13 protein-coding genes are annotated in these 17,879 nt (G+C 65.2%); 4 read left to right on the plus strand and 9 right to left on the minus strand.

Annotated features, from left to right (window positions below; translation table 11 throughout):
- Positions 1–3: 3 nt before the first annotated feature.
- The gene (locus HB681_RS09020) at positions 4–189 is read right to left on the minus strand and encodes a hypothetical protein (protein ID WP_213954465.1); all 186 of its coding nucleotides are present in this window, start codon (positions 187–189) and stop codon (positions 4–6) included.
- A 271-nt stretch (positions 190–460) separates the two neighbouring features.
- Here HB681_RS09020 and HB681_RS09025 point away from each other — a divergent pair, with 271 nt between their 5' ends.
- Entirely contained in the window at positions 461–3,082 is a 2,622-nt protein-coding gene (locus HB681_RS09025; protein WP_213954466.1) for an autotransporter, read from the plus strand.
- A gap of 5 nt (positions 3,083–3,087) precedes the next feature.
- On the opposite strand, the gene HB681_RS09030 is transcribed toward HB681_RS09025, so the two are convergent.
- From HB681_RS09030 to HB681_RS09055, 6 genes are all read right to left on the minus strand, one after another.
- Positions 3,088–3,966, minus strand: coding sequence for a TauD/TfdA family dioxygenase (locus HB681_RS09030; protein WP_213954467.1), 879 nt, complete (start codon positions 3,964–3,966; stop codon positions 3,088–3,090).
- Positions 3,967–4,027: 61 nt separating this feature from the next.
- Positions 4,028–4,174 carry a hypothetical protein gene (locus HB681_RS09035; RefSeq protein WP_213954468.1) on the minus strand — a complete coding sequence of 49 codons (147 nt, stop codon included), beginning with the start codon at positions 4,172–4,174 and terminating at the stop codon, positions 4,028–4,030.
- Between the two features lie 136 nt (positions 4,175–4,310).
- The gene (locus tag HB681_RS09040; protein ID WP_213954469.1) at positions 4,311–5,753 is read right to left on the minus strand and encodes a hypothetical protein; all 1,443 of its coding nucleotides are present in this window, start codon (positions 5,751–5,753) and stop codon (positions 4,311–4,313) included.
- A complete protein-coding gene (locus HB681_RS09045) occupies positions 5,750–6,022 on the minus strand; it encodes a hypothetical protein (RefSeq protein ID WP_213954470.1) in 273 nt (90 codons plus the stop codon). Before HB681_RS09045 ends, HB681_RS09040 begins: the two co-directional genes overlap by 4 nt.
- The gene (locus tag HB681_RS09050; protein ID WP_213954471.1) at positions 6,019–8,370 is read right to left on the minus strand and encodes a phospholipase D-like domain-containing protein; all 2,352 of its coding nucleotides are present in this window, start codon (positions 8,368–8,370) and stop codon (positions 6,019–6,021) included. Before HB681_RS09050 ends, HB681_RS09045 begins: the two co-directional genes overlap by 4 nt.
- Positions 8,371–8,373: 3 nt before the next feature.
- A complete protein-coding gene (locus HB681_RS09055) occupies positions 8,374–11,829 on the minus strand; it encodes a type VI secretion system Vgr family protein (protein ID WP_256354199.1) in 3,456 nt (1,151 codons plus the stop codon).
- Positions 11,830–12,106: 277 nt separating this feature from the next.
- On the opposite strand from HB681_RS09055, the gene HB681_RS09060 reads away from it, so the two are divergent.
- Positions 12,107–13,051 carry a hypothetical protein gene (locus HB681_RS09060; RefSeq protein ID WP_213954472.1) on the plus strand — a complete coding sequence of 315 codons (945 nt, stop codon included), beginning with the start codon at positions 12,107–12,109 and terminating at the stop codon, positions 13,049–13,051.
- Positions 13,052–13,060: 9 nt separating this feature from the next.
- Here HB681_RS09060 and HB681_RS09065 read toward each other — a convergent pair whose 3' ends face one another.
- Positions 13,061–13,906 (minus strand): M48 family metallopeptidase, encoded by an 846-nt coding sequence (locus HB681_RS09065; RefSeq protein ID WP_213954473.1) that lies wholly within the window; start codon positions 13,904–13,906, stop codon positions 13,061–13,063.
- 36 nt (positions 13,907–13,942) lie between these two features.
- On the opposite strand from HB681_RS09065, the gene HB681_RS09070 reads away from it, so the two are divergent.
- Entirely contained in the window at positions 13,943–15,373 is a 1,431-nt protein-coding gene (locus tag HB681_RS09070; RefSeq protein WP_256354200.1) for an MFS transporter, read from the plus strand.
- Positions 15,374–15,420: 47 nt separating this feature from the next.
- Here the strand turns inward: HB681_RS09070 and HB681_RS09075 are convergent, their stop codons facing one another.
- On the minus strand, positions 15,421–16,524 hold the full coding sequence (locus HB681_RS09075) for a mandelate racemase/muconate lactonizing enzyme family protein (RefSeq protein WP_213954474.1): 1,104 nt from the start codon (positions 16,522–16,524) through the stop codon (positions 15,421–15,423).
- A gap of 196 nt (positions 16,525–16,720) precedes the next feature.
- Here HB681_RS09075 and HB681_RS09080 point away from each other — a divergent pair, with 196 nt between their 5' ends.
- Entirely contained in the window at positions 16,721–17,725 is a 1,005-nt protein-coding gene (locus tag HB681_RS09080) for a GntR family transcriptional regulator (protein WP_213954475.1), read from the plus strand.
- Positions 17,726–17,879: the final 154 nt, after the last annotated feature.

Consider the following 17,879-nt stretch of genomic DNA (forward strand, 5'->3'; position numbering starts at 1 on the left):
CCGTCACCACGAGTGCGCCAGCAGCACGTGCGACGGTGCGTTCGCGGGCGCATTGAAGCGCAGGCGCTTCAGCATGCGGATCGATAGCGAACGACGCGGCGCACGCGGCGCCACATGCCAGGCCGATGCCGTGACGGCAATCACCCGGTGTGCCCGGTCGACGGGCGAAATCTCTGCAAGCTGTGTCATCGTGACTTCCACCTGAAGCGGGCCGGCGGCCCGCGCGTCACGAGATTCTGCGAAGGTGCGCCCGCAAAGCCAAAGAAGGAATTCGGCTATGCAGATTCGGTTTGCGAGGGTCGTCGGGGGCGGCAAGCAAAGCATTCGGTTACCGTTGCGGAGGGCCCGGGCGAGCGGGTTTTCGCTCTACATTCGTGGCCCCTGGGCCGAGTCGGCGCGCTGGCCAGCCAATGGCCGCCGCTCGCCGTGACCCTGGGCCATGCCAATTGAAAAGGGTTCGATGAACAAGAAGTCCGGGCGCATTGCGCTCGCCATCCTTTCGGGTCTCGCGGGTGCGACGCACGTCTTGCCGGTCGGTGCGCAATCCGCCGCACCACCAGGCAACTACGCGAGCGATCGTGCGGCCGGCAAGGTCGCGAGCGCCGAAGCCATCGGGCGCGAGGCTGGCTGGCCACGCACCATCAAGACCGCGGGCAACGTCACGCTCATCGTCTTCGAGCCGCAACTGGACAGTTGGGACGGCGCCAACCTGGTGGGTCGCTCGGCGGTGCAGGTCGAGATCGGCACCGACCGGCCGGAAACGCGCTACGGCATCGTCAGCTTCAATGCGCGCACGCTGACCGACAAGGGCACGCGGGTGGTCACCGTCGACAGCGTGCAGTTCGCCAAGGTGGACTTTCCCTCGTCCACCGCGGCGCAGACGAAGGCATGGAGCGATGCGATCGCGAAGGACCTCACCGGCCGCTCGCGCACCATCGCGCTGGACCGGCTGGAGGCCGCGTTGTCGATCACCGAGGAACAGCGGCCGCAGCAACGACAGCCGCTGCGCAACCAGCCGCCGCGCATCGTGTTCTCGAGCGTGCCGGCGATCCTCGTTTCCGTCGATGGCGAGCCGCGCTACGGCGCGATGCAGGGCACGCCGTTCCAGCGCGTGCTCAACACCCGGCCGCTGGTGCTGCGCGACAGCACCGGCACGCACTACCTCAAGGTGTTCGACGGCTGGATGAGCGCACCGGCGCTGGCCGGGCCGTGGCAGGTGCTGAACGCGCCCGCCGCCTCGCTCGCCCGCGCCTTCAAGCAGGCCAGCGACGCGCATGCGATCGACCCGCTGACGGGGCAGAGCACGGCCGACCGGCCCGCGCCATCGCTGTCGGGGCTGGTGCCGTCGATCGTCGTGGCGCAGTCGCCCACCGAACTCATCGTGACCGACGGGCCCGCGCGGCCCGTGCCGCTGGCCGGCACGCAGCTGCTCTACGTCGAGAACACGACCGGCAACATCTTCAAGGACATGCTCGACAACCGCACCTATGTGCTGGTCGCGGGTCGCTGGTTCCGTGCGGCATCGGAGGCGGGCCCGTGGGAATACGTGGCGGCGAATGCCTTGCCACCGGAGTTCGCGCAGATCCCCGACGACAGCCCGAAGGAGAACGTCAAGGCCTCGATCGCCGGCACCTCGCAGGCGCGCGAGGCGGTCATCGCGGCATCGGTGCCGCAGACGGCGGCGGTGAAGGTTTCAGGCACTGCGCTGAAGCGACCCATCTTCGACGGCGCGCCGGTGTTCAAGCCCATCGAAGGCACCGCGCTGTCCTACGTCGCCAACTCGCCCACCGCCATCATCCGCGTGAGCGACAACGCCTTCTACGCGGTCGAGAACGGCGTGTGGTTCACCAGCGGCTCGGTGACGGGGCCATGGTCGGTCGCGCGCTCGGTGCCGGCGGCGATCTATGCGATCCCGTCGAGTTCACCGCTGCACTACGTGACCTTCGTGCGCATCTACGAGGCCACGCCCGACGTCGTCTACACAGGCTACTCGCCGGGCTACATGGGCTCGTACGTGGACCCGGTCAGCGGCGTGGTGGTGTACGGCACGGGCTACTACTACGACCCGTGGATCGGCAGCTACTGGTATGGCGCGCCGGTGACCTACGGCTATGGCGCCGCGGTCGCGTACACGCCGTGGACCGGCTGGGCGGTGGCCTTCGGCCTGGGCTGGGCCTGGGGCGCAGCGACCGTGGCGACGGGCTGGGGCTGGGGGCCCTACCCCTACTGGGGGCCGTGGGCGGCGCCGGTGTGGGGCGGCGCGGCTTTCGGGCCGCGCGGGGGCGCCGTCGCGTGGGGGCCGGGCGGATGGGCGGGCTACTCGGGGAACATCTACAGCCAGTGGGGATCACGGGCCAGCGTGTCGCGCGTGGGCGGCGGCTACAACGCCTGGACCGGCAATGCCTGGGCCGGGCAGGTCGGATCTTCCTACAACTCGCGCACCGGCATCGCGTCGGCGGGGCAGCGCGGTGCGGTCGGCAATGTCTACGCCGGGAACTACGCGGCAGGTGCGCGCGGCGTGGCGGCCGGGCCGGGCGGTGCTGTCGCGGTCGGGGGGCGCGGCACGGCGGGCAATGCGTACACGGGCAACGAGGTGTCGGGCGGGCGTGGCGCGGTCTACAACCCCAACACCGGCAATGTCACCGGCTACGCACGTGCCACGGGCGAAGGCGGCGGCACCGTCGCGCGCGTCGGCAACGACGTCTATGCGGGGAAGGACGGCAACGTCTACCGGAACACCGGCGATGGGTGGCAGCAGCACACGCAGGGTGGCGGCTGGTCGTCGGCGAGCGGACCGGCCATGCGCGAGGGCGGTGCGGGTGCTGCGGGTGCTGCGGGATTTGCTGGCGCGGGCGGCGGGGCCGGCGGGACGGCTGCGGGAGGTGCGGGCGCCAACAGTGCCCGCATCGAGCAACTCAACCGCGACCTCAACGCCCGCGACTTCGGCGGGCAACGCGCGCAGAACCTGCGCCAGTCCTCCATGGGCATGGACCACTCATGGGGCGGCGGCGGCGGGCAGTTCCGTGGTGGCGGCGGTGGCGGCTTCCACGGCGGGGGTGGCTTCCGGGGCGGTCGTCGCTAGCGGGGCTAGTACGGCAGATCGCCCTGGATCGTCGTGCGATACAGCTTCCGCCGCAGTTCATCCGGCGTGCCCGCCGCGAGGTGCATCAGCGAGCGGTTGTCCCAGAACACGAGGTCGTGCGGCTTCCATTGGTGGCGGTAGACGAACTCGGGCTGCACGCTGTGCGCGAACAGTTCGGCCAGCAACGCATCGCCCTCATCCCTCGGCAGGCCGACGATGCCGGTCGTGAAATGCTCGCTGACGAACAGCGCCTTGCGGCCGGTCTCCGGATGCGTGCGCACCACGGGCTGGATGGCCGGCGCGACCTTGTCGATCTGCTCCTGCGAGAGCTTCGGCCGCCACGGGTTTTTTGAGCGCAGTTCCTCGTACTTCGCCAGGTAGCTGTGCTCGGCCTTGAGCGGCAGAAGGCGTTGCTGCATCGACGGGCTCAAGGCTTCCCAGGCCAGATGCTGGTCGGCGAACAACGTGTCACCGCCTTCGCTCGGCAACTCCTGCGCGTGCAGCAGCGAGCCGAGGCTGGGCTTGTCCTTGTACGAGATGTCGGAGTGCCAGTACGCGCCCGCGTCGCCGAGGCCGATCGGCTCGCCGTTCTCCTTGATGTTGGAGACGATGAGGATCTCGGGATGGTTCTCCAGGTGGTACTGGTGCAGCACATGGATCTCCAGCGGGCCGAAGCGGCGGCTGAAGGCGATGTGAGCCTCGGGCGAGACGTCCTGGTCGCGGAACACGACGACATGGTGATCGAGGTGCGCGCGGTGGATGCGGGCGAAGTCGGCGTCGTTGATAGGCCTGGAGATGTCGAGGCCGATGATCTCCGCGCCCACGGGCGCGTCGAGCCGGCGGACTTCGAAGGCCTGCGCGGGGATGGAAGCAATGGCGGTCATGCGGGAAAGTCTAAGGCGGCAGCGCGCTGGCTGCCGAGGGACGCGGGACTGCGCGGCTTGCTTACACGGTGCCTGAGAGGAAGCCCCCGATCAACGCGGCGGCCGCGACGACCAGGATGCTCAGCGCCAGGTCGCGCAACGCGGTGCCCAACGAATGGCGCTCCTGCGGATCGGCGGCGAAGTCTTCGGTGCGAACGGGGGAAAGCATGGGCGGATTCTGCGGATGGCCGGGACTTTGGGGAACGATGGAGTTGTCAGTTGCATATAACTGAAACGACCGAGGCGAGGGCTCCACGTGCAGGGGACGATGGCCCTGTGGCCCGCTGGCCCGGTGCACGCTTGGCCTATCTTGGGGCCGATGGCAACTCAGGGTAGGCCCGCATGGCCCACGCATCAAAGTCAAAGGCCTTGAAGAATTCCTCCTTGGTCTTCCACTTCACCACCCCGTCAGGGGTGCCGTAGGCCATCTCGGCATCGTCCAGGCGCTCGTTGCGCATGGCCGAGCCAAGCTTGGTATTCCAGCCAATGGCGACCAGCTCGGGATTGCCGGCATCGTCGTAGTCCCAGACGCGATAGTGGAGCTTGTTGGTCTTGACTTTCAAGCCGACAAGGCCACTCAGCCTTTCATCGTAGAAGCCGCCGCTGTTCTTGTACTTGCCGACAAAGCCGAGATTGATGACGCGCTTGAGCCTGCCTTGGTCATCGTATTTTTCCTGGCGAATGGTTCGGTCGAAACCGGTATAGAAGCGCTCGCGCAGAACATGCACGTTTGCCGGATAGAACTCCACCAGCTTGACGCCTGAAAGCACATCTGTTTCGCGCCTGCGGTCATGCCGGTAGAGTTGCTCCATGTCGGTGAGAACCGATGCCGGGACCGGCTGCTTGGTGAAGTAATACTCGATGGGAGGCAACTTGCCACTGTCATACGGGTACTTGGTGTTGTCGCTTTGGTCTTTGGGCCCAACTCGCACACCACCCAGGATTTCTACCAAGCCCTTGCCTGATTCGACTTTGGCGTAGCCGGTGTAGGGCTGCGCATCGTCTAAGGGACCGACAAAATCAATTCGATCTTCCCACGTGCCGTCTTTGCTGGCGTAATGCTGCTGCGCCCAAACAGTCACGGGCTCGCCCTTGTAGTCGGCATAGCGAAACGCGCGCCAATAGTCCTTGAGGTCAGGATCACCCGTGGGGCAAACGTCGCGCGTGTTGGCCGCAACGTAGAGCAGTAGTTGGTTTTTTACGTTGTAACGAAAGCATTGACGGTCAAATGTCTCCGTTGGCAAGGGCAACACTTTGAAAGTCTCCTGAATTCTCCCAACCTTGTCATATAGAAAGACCGTTGCACTCCCAAAATAGTGAGACTGCATAAGCGGGCGCAGACTCGCATTGCCGGATTGGTACTTCGCCGTTTGAGCGATCTTCAATGGATCCGTCGACTCATCCCTCGCACGCCACTTCTCTTGGCGGCAAATTCTCCAATTGCCTTTCGAATCAAGTTCGTAATATGAAATCCAGCCTTCCGTGTTCGCGGGCAACGTCCCATCGCTCCTTTCGAGCATTTCGGGGGGCGGTGGGGGAGCAAAAGGTTGGAAGTTCTGGCCACTGGAAGGATCGCCTGCAAACTGTGTACCAGATAACGACTGTTGATATCCGATCAGCATCTTCACTCCTACCTTGGGTGATTCCAACCAATTTGCCGGATTGTTGCAGGCCGCCATCACGGGGCCGCAGATCAGCATCACTGCGATCGCAGCCAACTTGAAAAAAATGCCGATTGTTGCTCTCATGTGTGTCCGCCCTCCCGAGGCAAGGTCTGGTGGTTGTCCTGGGCAATGTCGATGGACTTGTACTTGAAGACACCGCCGTCCACGTCTGCGCCTTCCCCCCAATTGAGCGGCATCAGAACAAAGAAGCCGCAAACGTTGCTCTTTAAATGGCCGATCGCCTTGTCGATGTCGTGCACTGTCCTGCGTTCGTAGGTCACATAGCGATGGGCGAAATCGCTTTTTGGTATGCGAAGGCTCTCTCGCTGGTTCGGCATCAAGTTCGAGGTCATAGCGGGGGCACCACGCCACGAAACTCCTCGCTCATGCGCTCGATCTGGACTTCGATTCGCTGGAGAATTGGTCTATTGGTCGCTGACCCGATGCCCAATGAACGCGCACTTTCCTTTGGGGGCTCCCATGTCGCTCGTTGCTTTTCGTAGACATTCAATCGATCCAGTGCGTCACCTGCTGCTGCTGCCGGATAGGGTTGGTTGTAGCAGGCCAAGACATCCTCGAATCCGCGCATGCTGTTGCGAGGTATTTGCGGAAAGACAGCTTCGAAGGCACGAGCGTTGCCTTCGGCAATCGTCTGAATGGCTTTCACAGATGCCGGGTGACACGGCCTATCTAGTACTGTTTGCCAGTCGACGTCCGTGGTATCCCTGAATTTCTTTGGTGTGGTTTTCAGCTTCGGAGGATTCTGCTGAATCGGCTCCAAGTTCAAATTCTCACGCTCTGCACGCTTGGTTGATTCGAAGTATTTTTTGTCGTCCAAAGCAAACCCGAAGTGCTTCTCCCACAAACTGCGCCGCAGTTCCCTCGCAAACTTGCGCGTCGGTACTGTGTGAGCTCCGCCCAGATCCTTGACTTCTATGCCATCGTTGTCCACGACAACAGCAGCGATTTCCGTATCGCCATTGCCCGTCAGGCTGCGATCATTTATGTTGGCACTTCCTACGATGGCGACCGCGTCGTCAACGATCAGCAGCTTGGAATGGATGTAGACCTGCTCGGTGATGACGTACCGGCCAATCTCGCGCGAGAAGTCCTCGCGCCACGTCTTCGGGTCTCGCGCATATTGCACCGCTACCCCATAACTGCGCATGTTGAGCACCGTCAGGTAGCGATTCCAGCCCTCGTTCTGGCCGGTATGTTTCTTGATCGCACGCTTGATCTGCCCGATGAGACTCTTTTCGCCGTGGTGGATCGTTGCGAGCGCCAGCCAGTGTTGTTTCCAGACCGAGCCATCCGTAATTGCGCCTTCGGGATGCACCGGCAGCACCAAATACACATGGAACGGGGTGCCCGCGGCGATGTGCGCCTCGATGCGCTCCGCAAGCACATCCACGATGGTGTTTTTGATCCCGTCGTTCTCATTGCCGGCCTTGCTGCTGTCGACCTTGCCACCGCATGCAGTACCGAACCTGGAGATAAAGAACTGGGTTTCGATATAGACGTAGCAGTCGGCGCTGCGGATGCAGTTGACCATCGCATTGAGGATGTTGGCCTGATGCTCGGTTCGCCACTCCAAAATTCCTCTCCCCACTCGTGCGCCCAAGGTCTTGTCCTGAAACAGTTGGACATCGTCAGGGACACCCTCCAAGGATTCCTGTGCCAGATGCCGATTGGACACTGACCGCACGATTTGCACCGTCGCCCCGCCCGGCTTGGAATTCTGCGAGTCGCGAAGCAAGCCAGCGCCGCCGCAGGCTTCGAGCCAAGCAATATCGATCCGGCCGGGCTTGCTGACGGACTCGCGCTTGAAATCAGGCAAGGCAGAACGGCCGACCGATCTGCCTCGCGTGAAATAGGCGCCGACACCGACACGGGCGTTCCACCGTCTCACAAAATTTCGATGCATGTCCACGACCGCCGGTCCCACGAGCTTTATGTGCACGTCCTGCCATGGCATGCGCGGTTGGCACCCTTCGTCGATCAGGTTCTCGTAGGACTTTGAAAAACCTTGCGCTACCAACTCCTCCTCATGAGGAGCCATGCCGCGGAGCTTGGTCGCACACGGGTTGTACATCTCGTTCAGCACATAGCGGGATGGGTCAACCACGACGTCAAACTCTGGTGTCGAATAGCGGCCGTAACTCAGATCAATGCCGCCGATAAATCCTGTATTGCCATCGATGACTACAAATTTCTGGTGATGGGAATAGTCGATCGAATCCTGCTGGGCGCTTGTCGGAGCCTGAAGCAATACGATGACCTTGCCTGGATAGCTGTTGTTGTTGATTGCGTTGATCTGGCTCGAGACCATGCCATCGCGAGTGCCCGGCGCCATCGCGTCCGCAAAGCTTCTATAGAGCAGCACCCGTATCTGCACTGGCTTGGTTTGGACGATGCTTTTGATGACTTCGATCAATCGCCCCGGGTGACCCTTTTCGCCACGCTGAGCCAGTTCGACATCAAAGGCCATCTGCCAGTCGGCGATCCAGATGAACCGTTCCGCTGACTTCATTGCTTTCAGGATCTGCGCGAACGCCTCAGCGCCGGAATCCAGGCGTTCCACCTTGTTGCCAGGCATCGGCAGGGCAAACTGCCGTTCGTTGCAAAAGTACTGACCTGAATCGGCCAATTTGGTATCGAGATCGAGCGACAGGGTCGCCTGCTGGGGCAGTGGTGCATTCATGCGTCAGGCCTTGATTTCGGTCTTCGGGGCCGCCCTGAGCGAACACTCGTAGTCTTGCTCGACCCATGCACGGGAAACTTCTTTCTGAACATCGGATTGAAGTTCTTGCGACGTGGGTGCGTAGTTGAGGGCGTCCAGGATCTTTCGATGTTCCGTGTCACCGAGACCGCTTGTGAACGAGTCAAAGGCAAGCGGCGTTGCATTGGCGCCCGACACCAGCCACACCGCGCCGCTCCCACGTTGCACAGCGGCCCAAATGCTCTTTCTCTGGTACTCGTTCAGCACGCATTCGCCCTGCGCTGTCGACACGCCGTTTGCCATCGACTCGCGCCACATTTTTCGGTTCAAGGCCATGAGCCTGTCCTCAGGGTCAACCGCCCCTTTCAGCAAGACCACCGACCACTCACGATCCGGCAATGGAACTCCTTGCTTGCCGGGGATGTCCTTGAGAGTCAGGCCGAAATTTGGCTTCTCTGGCGGCAACCCGCTTTTCGAGAAAGACGGCAATGAATAGGCCTTGTTCGTCGGCCCAGCCAACTTCCTTTGCAAGGTGTAGTACGTAATCGTCCCCGGGCACTGAAACGTGATGTCCCCGTTCTCCATCACGATCGAAGCGCCTTGCGCGGTCGCCACCCTGATCTTCTTCTTGGCAGCGATCTCCACGGTCTTCGACGTGCTGGCGATCTTCAGCTTGTCTTTCGCCTGCACCTTGAGTTCATCGTGCTGGGCCTGGAAGTCCAGGTCGTCCTGGGCCGCGATGATGGCGAGCCCTGCCTCCGCATCGGCCTTCTGCGCACCCGCGAGGACGCCGATGGCCTGGCCACTGTGGATGCGCAGCACGTCGGTCAATGCGAAGTTCAGGTCGCCTCCCGTCGCGAGAGTCGCGGTCTCGCCGGCCACCATCTGCACATGCTGCCCGGCTACCATCGCCAGCCCGCCCTTGGCCGCCATCGCGATCACCGCGTCCGTGGCATGCGGGACCTTGTCCTTGCCCGTCGATGTGTTCTTGTCAGCCGCGTCGGCGCTGGCATCTTCCAGGCTCTGGCCGGCCACCATGCCGCTGACGGCCTGCTGCATGGCCGCGAAAGGGGCCCTGGCCTTGTCGAGGATGGATTCGTCGGGCTTCGTCGCGCCGACGTGGCCGGCCATCTGCACGGTGAGGTGGGTCTTGGCGGCACCGCTCAGGGCCTGGCCGAGTTGGCTGACCTGCTTCATCAAGGCCATGCCGGGGGCGAAGTCACCGGTGGGTTCCAGCGTCGTGCCGCCCTGGCCGTGGTAGGTGCTCAGCAGGACGCCCTTGCCGCCTCGCAGCGACGCGTAGGCATCGGTGCGCAGTTCCAGGCCCTGGCCGCGGAAGCTGCCGCGGTAGTTGTCCTTCTGGTGGATGAGGTGGCCCAGGTTCAACTGGCTGTGGGCGGTGCTGGCGTGCAGTTGAATCCGCAACTGGCTGTCGGAGTCGTCGAAGACGAGTTGGCTGAAACCCGCGCCGCCGAATTCCTTGGTCTTGAAGCCGGTGAGCGCTGCCGTATTGCGGTGTCCCTTGGCGTCGGCGCTGGCGCCGTGCCAGGCGGGCGCGTTGCCGGTGGACTCCCCGTTGGCGAGGTTGGCCTGCCCGCTCGCGGCGGCGTCGCTGGCCTGGGCGAAGACGCTGGTACTGCCTTCCGCCTTCGCTTCGCCTCCGGGGGAGGGAGCGGCGCCGCCTTCGCCGCGGCCGTTGTAGACCCCGCCGACGACGATGGGCTGATCGATGTCGCCGTCGACGAAGCGCACGAGCGCCTCCTGGCCGATGCGCTGGAGCCACTGCCAGCCCATGCCGGGGCCGGCTTGGCGCTGGGCGCTGCGGACCCACCGGGTGGTCTTGTTGTCGTCGCGGGCTTCCTCCGGGCGTTGCCAGTGGAAGCGAACGCGGATGTCGCCGCGGGCGTTGCAGTAGAGCTCGTCGGCGCCGCTGGGGCTGGTTTCTCCAGCGGGGCCGACGACGATGGCGCTCTGGACGCCGTGCACGGTCGGCTTGCTGTGCAGGCGGGCGCCGTTGGCGGCGAGGACTGCGGGACGCCAGGGGCGGGCTTCGTGTACGCCGGTGAAGGCGTTGGCGTAGCCGGTGGTCTGGGCAGTGGCGAGGGAGCGGGGGTCGGGCTGGATGTCGGGCAGGGAGTTGACCTGCAAGTTGGGCCGTGGACGGGCTTCGCTTGGGTCGGATGACTGGACCTTACGGCCCATGGGTACGAGGCCGAAGATATCGGCTTCAGCGGTGACGCCATGGAGTGCGTGCGTGTTCGTCCCCGGTGTATCGAAGACAAGGTACGGCAGCAGGCCGCCGAGCTGAGCGGCAATCGACGCGGCGGTGTCGCGCGGCAGGTTGTTGATGCCCACGTGTTCCACGGCATCGAGCAGCAGGTGCGGGGGCTTGGCCAGGCCCAGGGCGGGGGCCTGGGTGATCTCGATGCGGGTGCCCGCGCGCATTGTGCGCACGGTGCTGTGGCCCAGCAGCATGTCGGCGCGGCATTCGGCGGCTTCCATGAGGAGGTCGGCGTAGCGCTGCACCGTGCGGCCATCGTTCCAGTTGCGGGCCTGGTCGTTCAGGCCATGGACGTCGTCGTATTCGAGGCGCGGGGCGTGCGGGCCGCCGACCGGATATCGGGTGGGAGCTGCGCCGTTGATCTGGCGCTTGCTGTCGACGTGCCAGGTGCTCAGGTGGACCTGCGCGACAGGTTGGCGCAGGCGTCGTCCCAGGGCCTGGATGGCGTCGCTTTGTTCCTGGGAGCTTTTGCGATGGAAGCGGATGGGGGAGGAAGGGTCGGCCGGTTGCTCGTTGGCAGAGAAGATGATGAGCTTGTGGCCCAGGGGGGCGGACGGGTCTTCCTCGATACGCCAGGCCAGGCCTTCTTCGGCCAGCAGGCGGGAGAAGAAGTCGAAATCGCTTTCCCGGTATTGGGTGCAGTACGTTCGTTCGGGTGCGTCGGCGAGGAAGCCGTGTGCTTCGGGGGAAAAGTCCCAGGCGAGGTCGCTCGCGTAGGGGGCGAGGATCTGCTCGATGATGTCGCCCACCGTGCGGCGCTGGAAGACCTGGCTGCGCGCTTGCTGGGTGGCCAGCCAGAGGGCGGGCACGACGGTGAGGCGGTAGCGGGCCAGGCCCCCGTCTGCGCCGAGCGATTCGGCCGCGCGGATGAGACCGCTGCGGCGCACCACCTGGCCGTTGGCCAGGACGCTGAGGAGGGTGAGCGATTCGCCGACGAGGGCCTTGTGGGCGAGGTGCGCGTCCAGGCTCAGGCAGACGATACGCAACTGGAACAGGCCGCTGATGGCTTCGCGCTGGACCCAGCCTTCGACGCGCAGTGCATCGATGGAGGTGGACTGGTTGCTGCCGCCGGATTCGAGCCGGTACAGGCGGTTGGCCTGGCTGAGTTCGGCCCAGACGCTCGCAACGTCAATGCCGGCCACTGGCATCGGCTTTTGCATGACTTCTCTCCCTGATACGCACGGTGCCGGGGGCGGCCCGTGTCTTGGAGGCTGAGTCTAACTTCGCGGGGAGAGAACCTTTTGCCTCCTTTTGAGGAGGCGCCGAACCCGTTGCGCAGAAGTACCGGGAATTTGCAGGCGGGCAGCCTGCGCCCCTCCGGCCAGCCCCTTGATGGGTCTTACCACCCCGGCACGCGCGCCTCGATTAACCCCGTTCAACAGGCCCGCCCGTACAAGCTCCCACGGTCAATGTCGACCGGCCTGCGAGGAGCCCTTCATGTCCCATCCTGTCGCCGCCCTGCCGCCCTGCGCGGCCGGCCTGTTGAACCGCCGCCTGCTGCTCGGCCTGCCCGCCGCGGGCCTGCTGGTGGCCTGCGCGATGCCGACATGGTCGCGATCGCAACCGGATTCGAGCTGGCTGCGCGTCGAGGTGCAGGACCGCGACAGCGGCGCAACGCTCCCGGTCTACACAGCCGCCGACGGCCAGCGCTACGTGGCCGGCCGGACCGGTGCGCGCTACGGCGTCACGCTGCGCAACCTGCGCGGCGAGCGCATCCTGGTCGTGATGTCGGTGGACGGCATCAACGTGCTGAATGGCAAGACCGCCGGATGGGACCAGGACGGCTACGTGCTGGGCGCGCGTGCCGCCGGCCAGATCGACGGATGGCGCAAGAGCGATCGCGAAGTCGCGGCCTTCGAATTCACCGCGCCCGGCGACGCCTATGCCTCGCGCACCGGACGCCCGTTCGACCTCGGTGTGATCGGCCTTGCGGTGTTCGGCGAGCGGCGGCCCGAGCCGCGCCCGATGCCCAGGCCACCGATGATCCCGGCCCCGATGCAAAAGGACAGCAGCGCCGCAAGCGAGGCCGCGCCTTCTGCACGCGCTGAAGCACCGGCCGGCGCCCCCCAGCCATCGGCCGCTGGCGCCGCCAACGACGCGGCTGCGCCTTCCACGCTGGCCCGCCGCGATCGCGCACCGCTGGAAGACCAGAAGCTGGGCACCGGCCACGGCCAGCGCGAGGAATCCATCGTCACGCACACCCGCTTCGTGCGCGCACGCAGCACGCCCGACGAGGTGATTGCACTGCGCTACGACAGCCGCGCCAACCTGATCCGCATGGGCGTGATTCCCGGCCCGGACGACCGCCAGGCGCGCCCGCCGCGGCCATTCCCGCAGAACCCGCAGGCGAGCTACGTGCCCGACCCGCCGCCGCGTTATTGACCGGGGTGCTCAGCGCTTTGCAGCGCGGTAGAGGCCTTCGACCTTCGGCACGTTGGCTTCGAGGATCTTGATGCGGTCGGTGCCGCTCGGGTGGGTCGACAGGAAGCTCAACCCGCCCGACGACTTGCTCGCCTCCGCCATCTTCTTCCACAGCGTGATCGAGGCCTTCGGGTCGTAACCGGCGCGCGCCGCGATCTCGAGCCCCACTAGGTCGGCATCGGTCTCGTCATTGCGGCTGAACTTCAGCGTGATGAGCTGCGTCGCGCCGCGCGCCGCCAGGTCGCCCATCTGGCCCAGGCCCAGCAGTTGCGCGCCGATCGACAGCGCCGCGCCCGTACCCGCGTTCTTCGCCATGCGCGCCCGGGCGTGCTCGCGCAGGGCATGCGCCATCTCGTGACCCATCACCATCGCGATCTCGTCGTCGGTGAGCTTCAACTGGTCGATGATCCCGGTGAAGAAGGCAATCTTGCCGCCCGGCATGCAAAAGGCGTTGATCTGCTTGCTGCCGATCAGGTTGACTTCCCATTTCCACTGACGGGCGCGCGGATTCCACTGGCCGACAAAAGGAATCAGCCGCGCCGCAATGGCGCGCAGGCGCTGCAATTGCGGATTGCCGTCACCGGCCAACGCGCCCTTGGCACGAGCCTGCGCCATCAACTGGCTGTATTGCTGCGTGCCGGCCTGCTCGATCTCGTCCGCCGACACCAGGTTGCGCGCCATCGATGCCTCGCCGACATTGACCTGCGCGAGCGCGGGCCCGGCGATGGAGGCACCTCCCGCGAGCAGGAATGCGCGGCGCGCGAACAGCGGACCTTCGGGATTGCCGGTGGAATTGAAATGGCGGCGTGAACACATGCGGGAATAATAGTCAGCACGCCCTGCTCGCCATTCATGTCCCTACCTTCCGCCGACCCCACCCTTCCCGCTTCACAAGTCGATGTGGCTTTGCCATCGCGACTGGATCCCCCGCGAGGGGCGGGCCGGGCACAGCCGGGCGCTGGGGGCTCGGAAGATCGCAAGCTCCCTTGGCGCGACACCCTCAAGGTCTACCTCGAACCGGCCACGCTGCGCATGCTCGCGCTGGGCTTCTCGGCGGGGCTGCCATTGCTGCTGGTGCTCGGCACGCTGAGCTTCCGGCTGCGCGAGGCCGGCATCGACCGCGCCACCATCGGCTTCCTGAGCTGGGTCGGTCTGGCCTATGCCTTCAAGTGGGTGTGGGCGCCGCTGGTCGACCGGCTCCCGCTGCCGCCGCTGACCACGCTGCTCGGCCGGCGCCGAGGCTGGTTGCTGTTCGCGCAGGGGCTGGTGGTCGCCGGCCTGGTCGGCATGGCGCTCAACGACCCGCGCGACGGCTTGCATCCCCTGGTCTGGTGCGCGTTGCTCGCGGCCTTCGGGTCGGCCACGCAGGACATTGCGCTCGACGCCTTCCGCATCGAATCGGCCGCCACGCGCAAGCAGGCCGCGCTCGCCGCGGCCTACCAGACCGGCTATCGCCTCGCGATGATCTGGGCGGGTGCCGGTGTGCTGTGGGTGGCGGCATGGGCCGAGGCGAGCGACGCCGCCGGCTACCAGAACGCCGCGTGGCGCACCGCCTACCTGGTGATGGCGGCATCGATGTCGGTGGGCGTGCTGACGGTCCTGTTGTCGCCCGAGCCGGCGCCCCGCGTGCTCGCGCCGACGAAGAATGCCGCCGAGTGGCTGCAAAGCGTATTGATCGAACCCTTCGCCGACTTCATCCGCCGCTACAAGTGGCAGGCCGCGCTGATCCTGTCGCTGATCGCCATCTATCGCATCAGCGACGTGGTGATGGGCATCATGGCCAACCCGTTCTACGTCGACATGGGCTTCACCAAGGACGAGGTGGCCACGGTCAGCAAGATCTTCGGCGTCATCATGACGCTGGTGGGCGCATTCGTCGGCGGCGTGCTGTCGATGCGATTCGGCGTGATGCGGGTGCTGATGCTCGGCGCGGTGCTCAGCGCGGCCAGCAACCTGCTGTTCGCCTGGCTGGCCACGCGCGGGCACGACCTGCGGGCGCTGGTGGCGGTGGTGTCGGCCGACAACCTCGCGGGCGGTATCGCGTCGGCCGCGTTCATCGCCTACTTGTCGAGCCTCACCAACATCAACTATTCGGCCACGCAGTACGCGCTGTTCAGCTCGATGATGCTGCTGCTGCCCAAGTTCATCGCGGGGTATTCGGGCGTGTTCGTCGACAGCTACGGGTACTCGACCTTCTTCACCGCCACCGCGCTGCTGGGCGTGCCGGTGCTGGTGCTGGTGGCGCTGGCTTCCAGGGCGCGGACCGCTTCCGAAAAGGGCTGATCAGAGCGTCCAGCCGCCGTCGATCCGCAGTAGAAAGATTCGACCCTTCAGCTGTGCAGCTTGCGGTGGACGGTGTGGTGCTGCAGCTTGTCCCAGTCCCAGTCGATGCCCAGTCCAGGCTCGCTGGACGGAATCGCCTGCCCGTTCTCCACGCGCATCCCGGTGTGCGTGACCAGGTCCAGTTGCGGGATGAACTCCAGCCAGCGGCTGTTGGGCACGGCGCAGCACAGCGCCACGTGGATCTCCATCAGGAAGTGCGGGCACACCGGCACGTTGAAGGCCTCGGCCATGTGCGCCACCTTGAGCCACGGCGTGATGCCGCCGATGCGGCCGACGTCGGTCTGCACGATGGAGCAGGCGCCGCTTTGCAGGTAGTCCTTGAACTGCGACAGGCTGTACATCGATTCGCCCACCGCGATCGGCACCGTGGTCGAGGCGCACAGGCGCTGGTGCGCCAGCACGTCGTCGGCGTGGATCGGCTCCTCGAACCAGGCGATGTCGTAGGGCTCGAAGCAGCGCGCGCGGCGGATCGCCTCGTCCAGGCTCAGGCCCTGGTTGGCGTCGGTCATCACGTCCCAGTCGTTGCCCACGGCCTCGCGCACGGCGGCGATGCGGCGCACGTCCTCGCCCACATGCGGCTTGCCGACCTTGAGCTTGGTGCCGCCGAAGCCGGCTTCCTTCGCCTTGAGCGCCTCTTCCACCAGTTGCGCCTGCTCGATGTGCAGCCAGCCGCCTTCGGTGTAGTAGAGCGGAATGCTGCTCTTGGCGCCGCCCGCGACGATGTGCAGCGGCAGCTTGGCCTTGCGGGCGCGCAGGTCCCACAGCGCCGTGTCGATGGCCGCCATGGCGATCGAGGTGATCGCGCCCACGGTGGTGGCGTGCACGCGATAGAACATGTCGCGCCAGATCTTCTCGACCTCTCCGGCTTCGCGGCCGAGGAGCATCGGCGCCAGATGGTCGTCGATCAGCTTGATGACCGACGAGCCGCCGGTGCCGATGGTGTAGCTGTAGCCGGTGCCGACCACGCCGTCCGCGTCGCGGATGCGCACCATGGGCGTCTCCTGGCACTCGAAGCTCTGGACGGCATCGGTGCGGACGACCTTGGGCTTCAGGTCGACCTTGAGCACCTCGATGGAAACGATCTTGGCCATGGAGACGGTCCTTTGCGGAATGAATTCTGGAGTAAACGTACTTTACATGCCATGTACGTTTACATCAACGCTTCATGAGCCAGAGTTGTCCTCTGTACAAAGTCAAGAGACCAGCGTATATATTGGATTCAGCGTGCAAGATACAAAACCAAGCCCCTCACTTCGACGGACTTCGCTCCCACCGCGGCGTGCCCCCGTGACGCCACCCGAAAGTTCGTCCGCTCCGCTGCTGGCAGACACCGTCTACCGCGTGCTGCGCCGGCACATCGAGGAGCGCCGCCTGCCCGAGGGCCTGGTGCTGGGCGAGGCCAACATCGCCAAGGAGCTCTCGGTGAGCCGCACGCCGGCGCGCGCAGCCTTGCAACGGCTGGCTGACGATGGCCTGTTGGTGGCGCATGACGGCCGCGGCCTGTTGGTGCGCTACGACGCGCCGTCGCCCGAGGCGCTGCGCATGGACTTGCGCGAAGCCGGGCTCAGCCTGGTCACGGCCGACGAAGACCACCTCGACTCATCGACCACGGCAGACCGCATCTATCCGAGCGTCGAGAAGGCGATCGCATCCTGCATGGCCTTCGGCCGCTTCTGGGTCAACCAGACCGCCCTGGCCAACCACTTCGGCATCAGCCGCACGGTGGCGCACGACGTGCTCACGCGGCTGGAGAAGGTGGGCGTGGTGTCGCGCGACCGCAATGCCCGCTGGTATGTCGAGCCGCTGACCCCAACCAAGGCGCAGGAGCACTACACCTTGCGCGCACTGCTCGAACCCGAGGCCCTGCTGCTGGCGTATCCACGCATGGGCAAGGCCCGCATCGAGGAATGCTGGCAACGGCTCATCGCCTCCATCCAGGCGCCGGCCACGCTCGACGCCGCCGGCTTCGACCACATCGAGCGCGACCTCCACGTCGACCTGATCCACCTTTGTCCGAACGCCCAGATGGTCAAGGTGATCCAGGAAAGCCAGATGCCGCTGATCGCCACGCACTACACGATCGAGCGCTACGGCGATTCGGAGCAGATCGGCCAGTCGATGCTGCAGCATCTGTCGGTGCTGACGCCCCTGATGGAGCAGAACCCCCAGCGCGCGGCTGAGGCGCTGCGCTACCACCTGCAACAGGCCGCCGAGGTGACGATCCCGCGAATCGCCAACCTGCCCGCCTTGCGGCCGGACCAATACCCGGGCTACCTCTCCCCCGCAGCCTGAAACCCACCTCCGAACGCGCCTTCGCCGCGCTCGCACTGGTTTCATGCGCCTCGGAAGAGGCTCGGCATCATGGCGCACTGATCGGGAGCCCGGGGCCTTGGGTATGGCAAAACACCCACGCAGAAAGCCTTCGTGAACTGGTACCCTTTCGGGC

Origin of the sequence: Variovorax sp. dw_954 (assembly GCF_018449755.1) — a bacterium.
In the GTDB taxonomy this organism is placed as follows: domain Bacteria; phylum Pseudomonadota; class Gammaproteobacteria; order Burkholderiales; family Burkholderiaceae_C; genus Variovorax.

Excerpts from the sequence above, each read along its gene's own strand:
- HB681_RS09035 (WP_213954468.1), bottom strand. The coding sequence starts at position 4,174 with ATGCTTTCCCCCGTTCGCACCGAAGACTTCGCCGCCGATCCGCAGGAG.
- HB681_RS09050 (WP_213954471.1), bottom strand. The coding sequence starts at position 8,370 with ATGAATGCACCACTGCCCCAGCAGGCGACCCTGTCGCTCGATCTCGAT.
- HB681_RS09045 (WP_213954470.1), bottom strand. The coding sequence starts at position 6,022 with ATGACCTCGAACTTGATGCCGAACCAGCGAGAGAGCCTTCGCATACCA.
- HB681_RS09060 (WP_213954472.1), top strand. The coding sequence starts at position 12,107 with ATGTCCCATCCTGTCGCCGCCCTGCCGCCCTGCGCGGCCGGCCTGTTG.
- HB681_RS09055 (WP_256354199.1), bottom strand. The coding sequence starts at position 11,829 with ATGCAAAAGCCGATGCCAGTGGCCGGCATTGACGTTGCGAGCGTCTGG.
- HB681_RS09030 (WP_213954467.1), bottom strand. The coding sequence starts at position 3,966 with ATGACCGCCATTGCTTCCATCCCCGCGCAGGCCTTCGAAGTCCGCCGG.
- HB681_RS09070 (WP_256354200.1), top strand. The coding sequence starts at position 13,943 with ATGTCCCTACCTTCCGCCGACCCCACCCTTCCCGCTTCACAAGTCGAT.
- HB681_RS09025 (WP_213954466.1), top strand. The coding sequence starts at position 461 with ATGAACAAGAAGTCCGGGCGCATTGCGCTCGCCATCCTTTCGGGTCTC.
- HB681_RS09020 (WP_213954465.1), bottom strand. The coding sequence starts at position 189 with ATGACACAGCTTGCAGAGATTTCGCCCGTCGACCGGGCACACCGGGTG.
- HB681_RS09065 (WP_213954473.1), bottom strand. The coding sequence starts at position 13,906 with ATGTGTTCACGCCGCCATTTCAATTCCACCGGCAATCCCGAAGGTCCG.
- HB681_RS09040 (WP_213954469.1), bottom strand. The coding sequence starts at position 5,753 with ATGAGAGCAACAATCGGCATTTTTTTCAAGTTGGCTGCGATCGCAGTG.
- HB681_RS09075 (WP_213954474.1), bottom strand. The coding sequence starts at position 16,524 with ATGGCCAAGATCGTTTCCATCGAGGTGCTCAAGGTCGACCTGAAGCCC.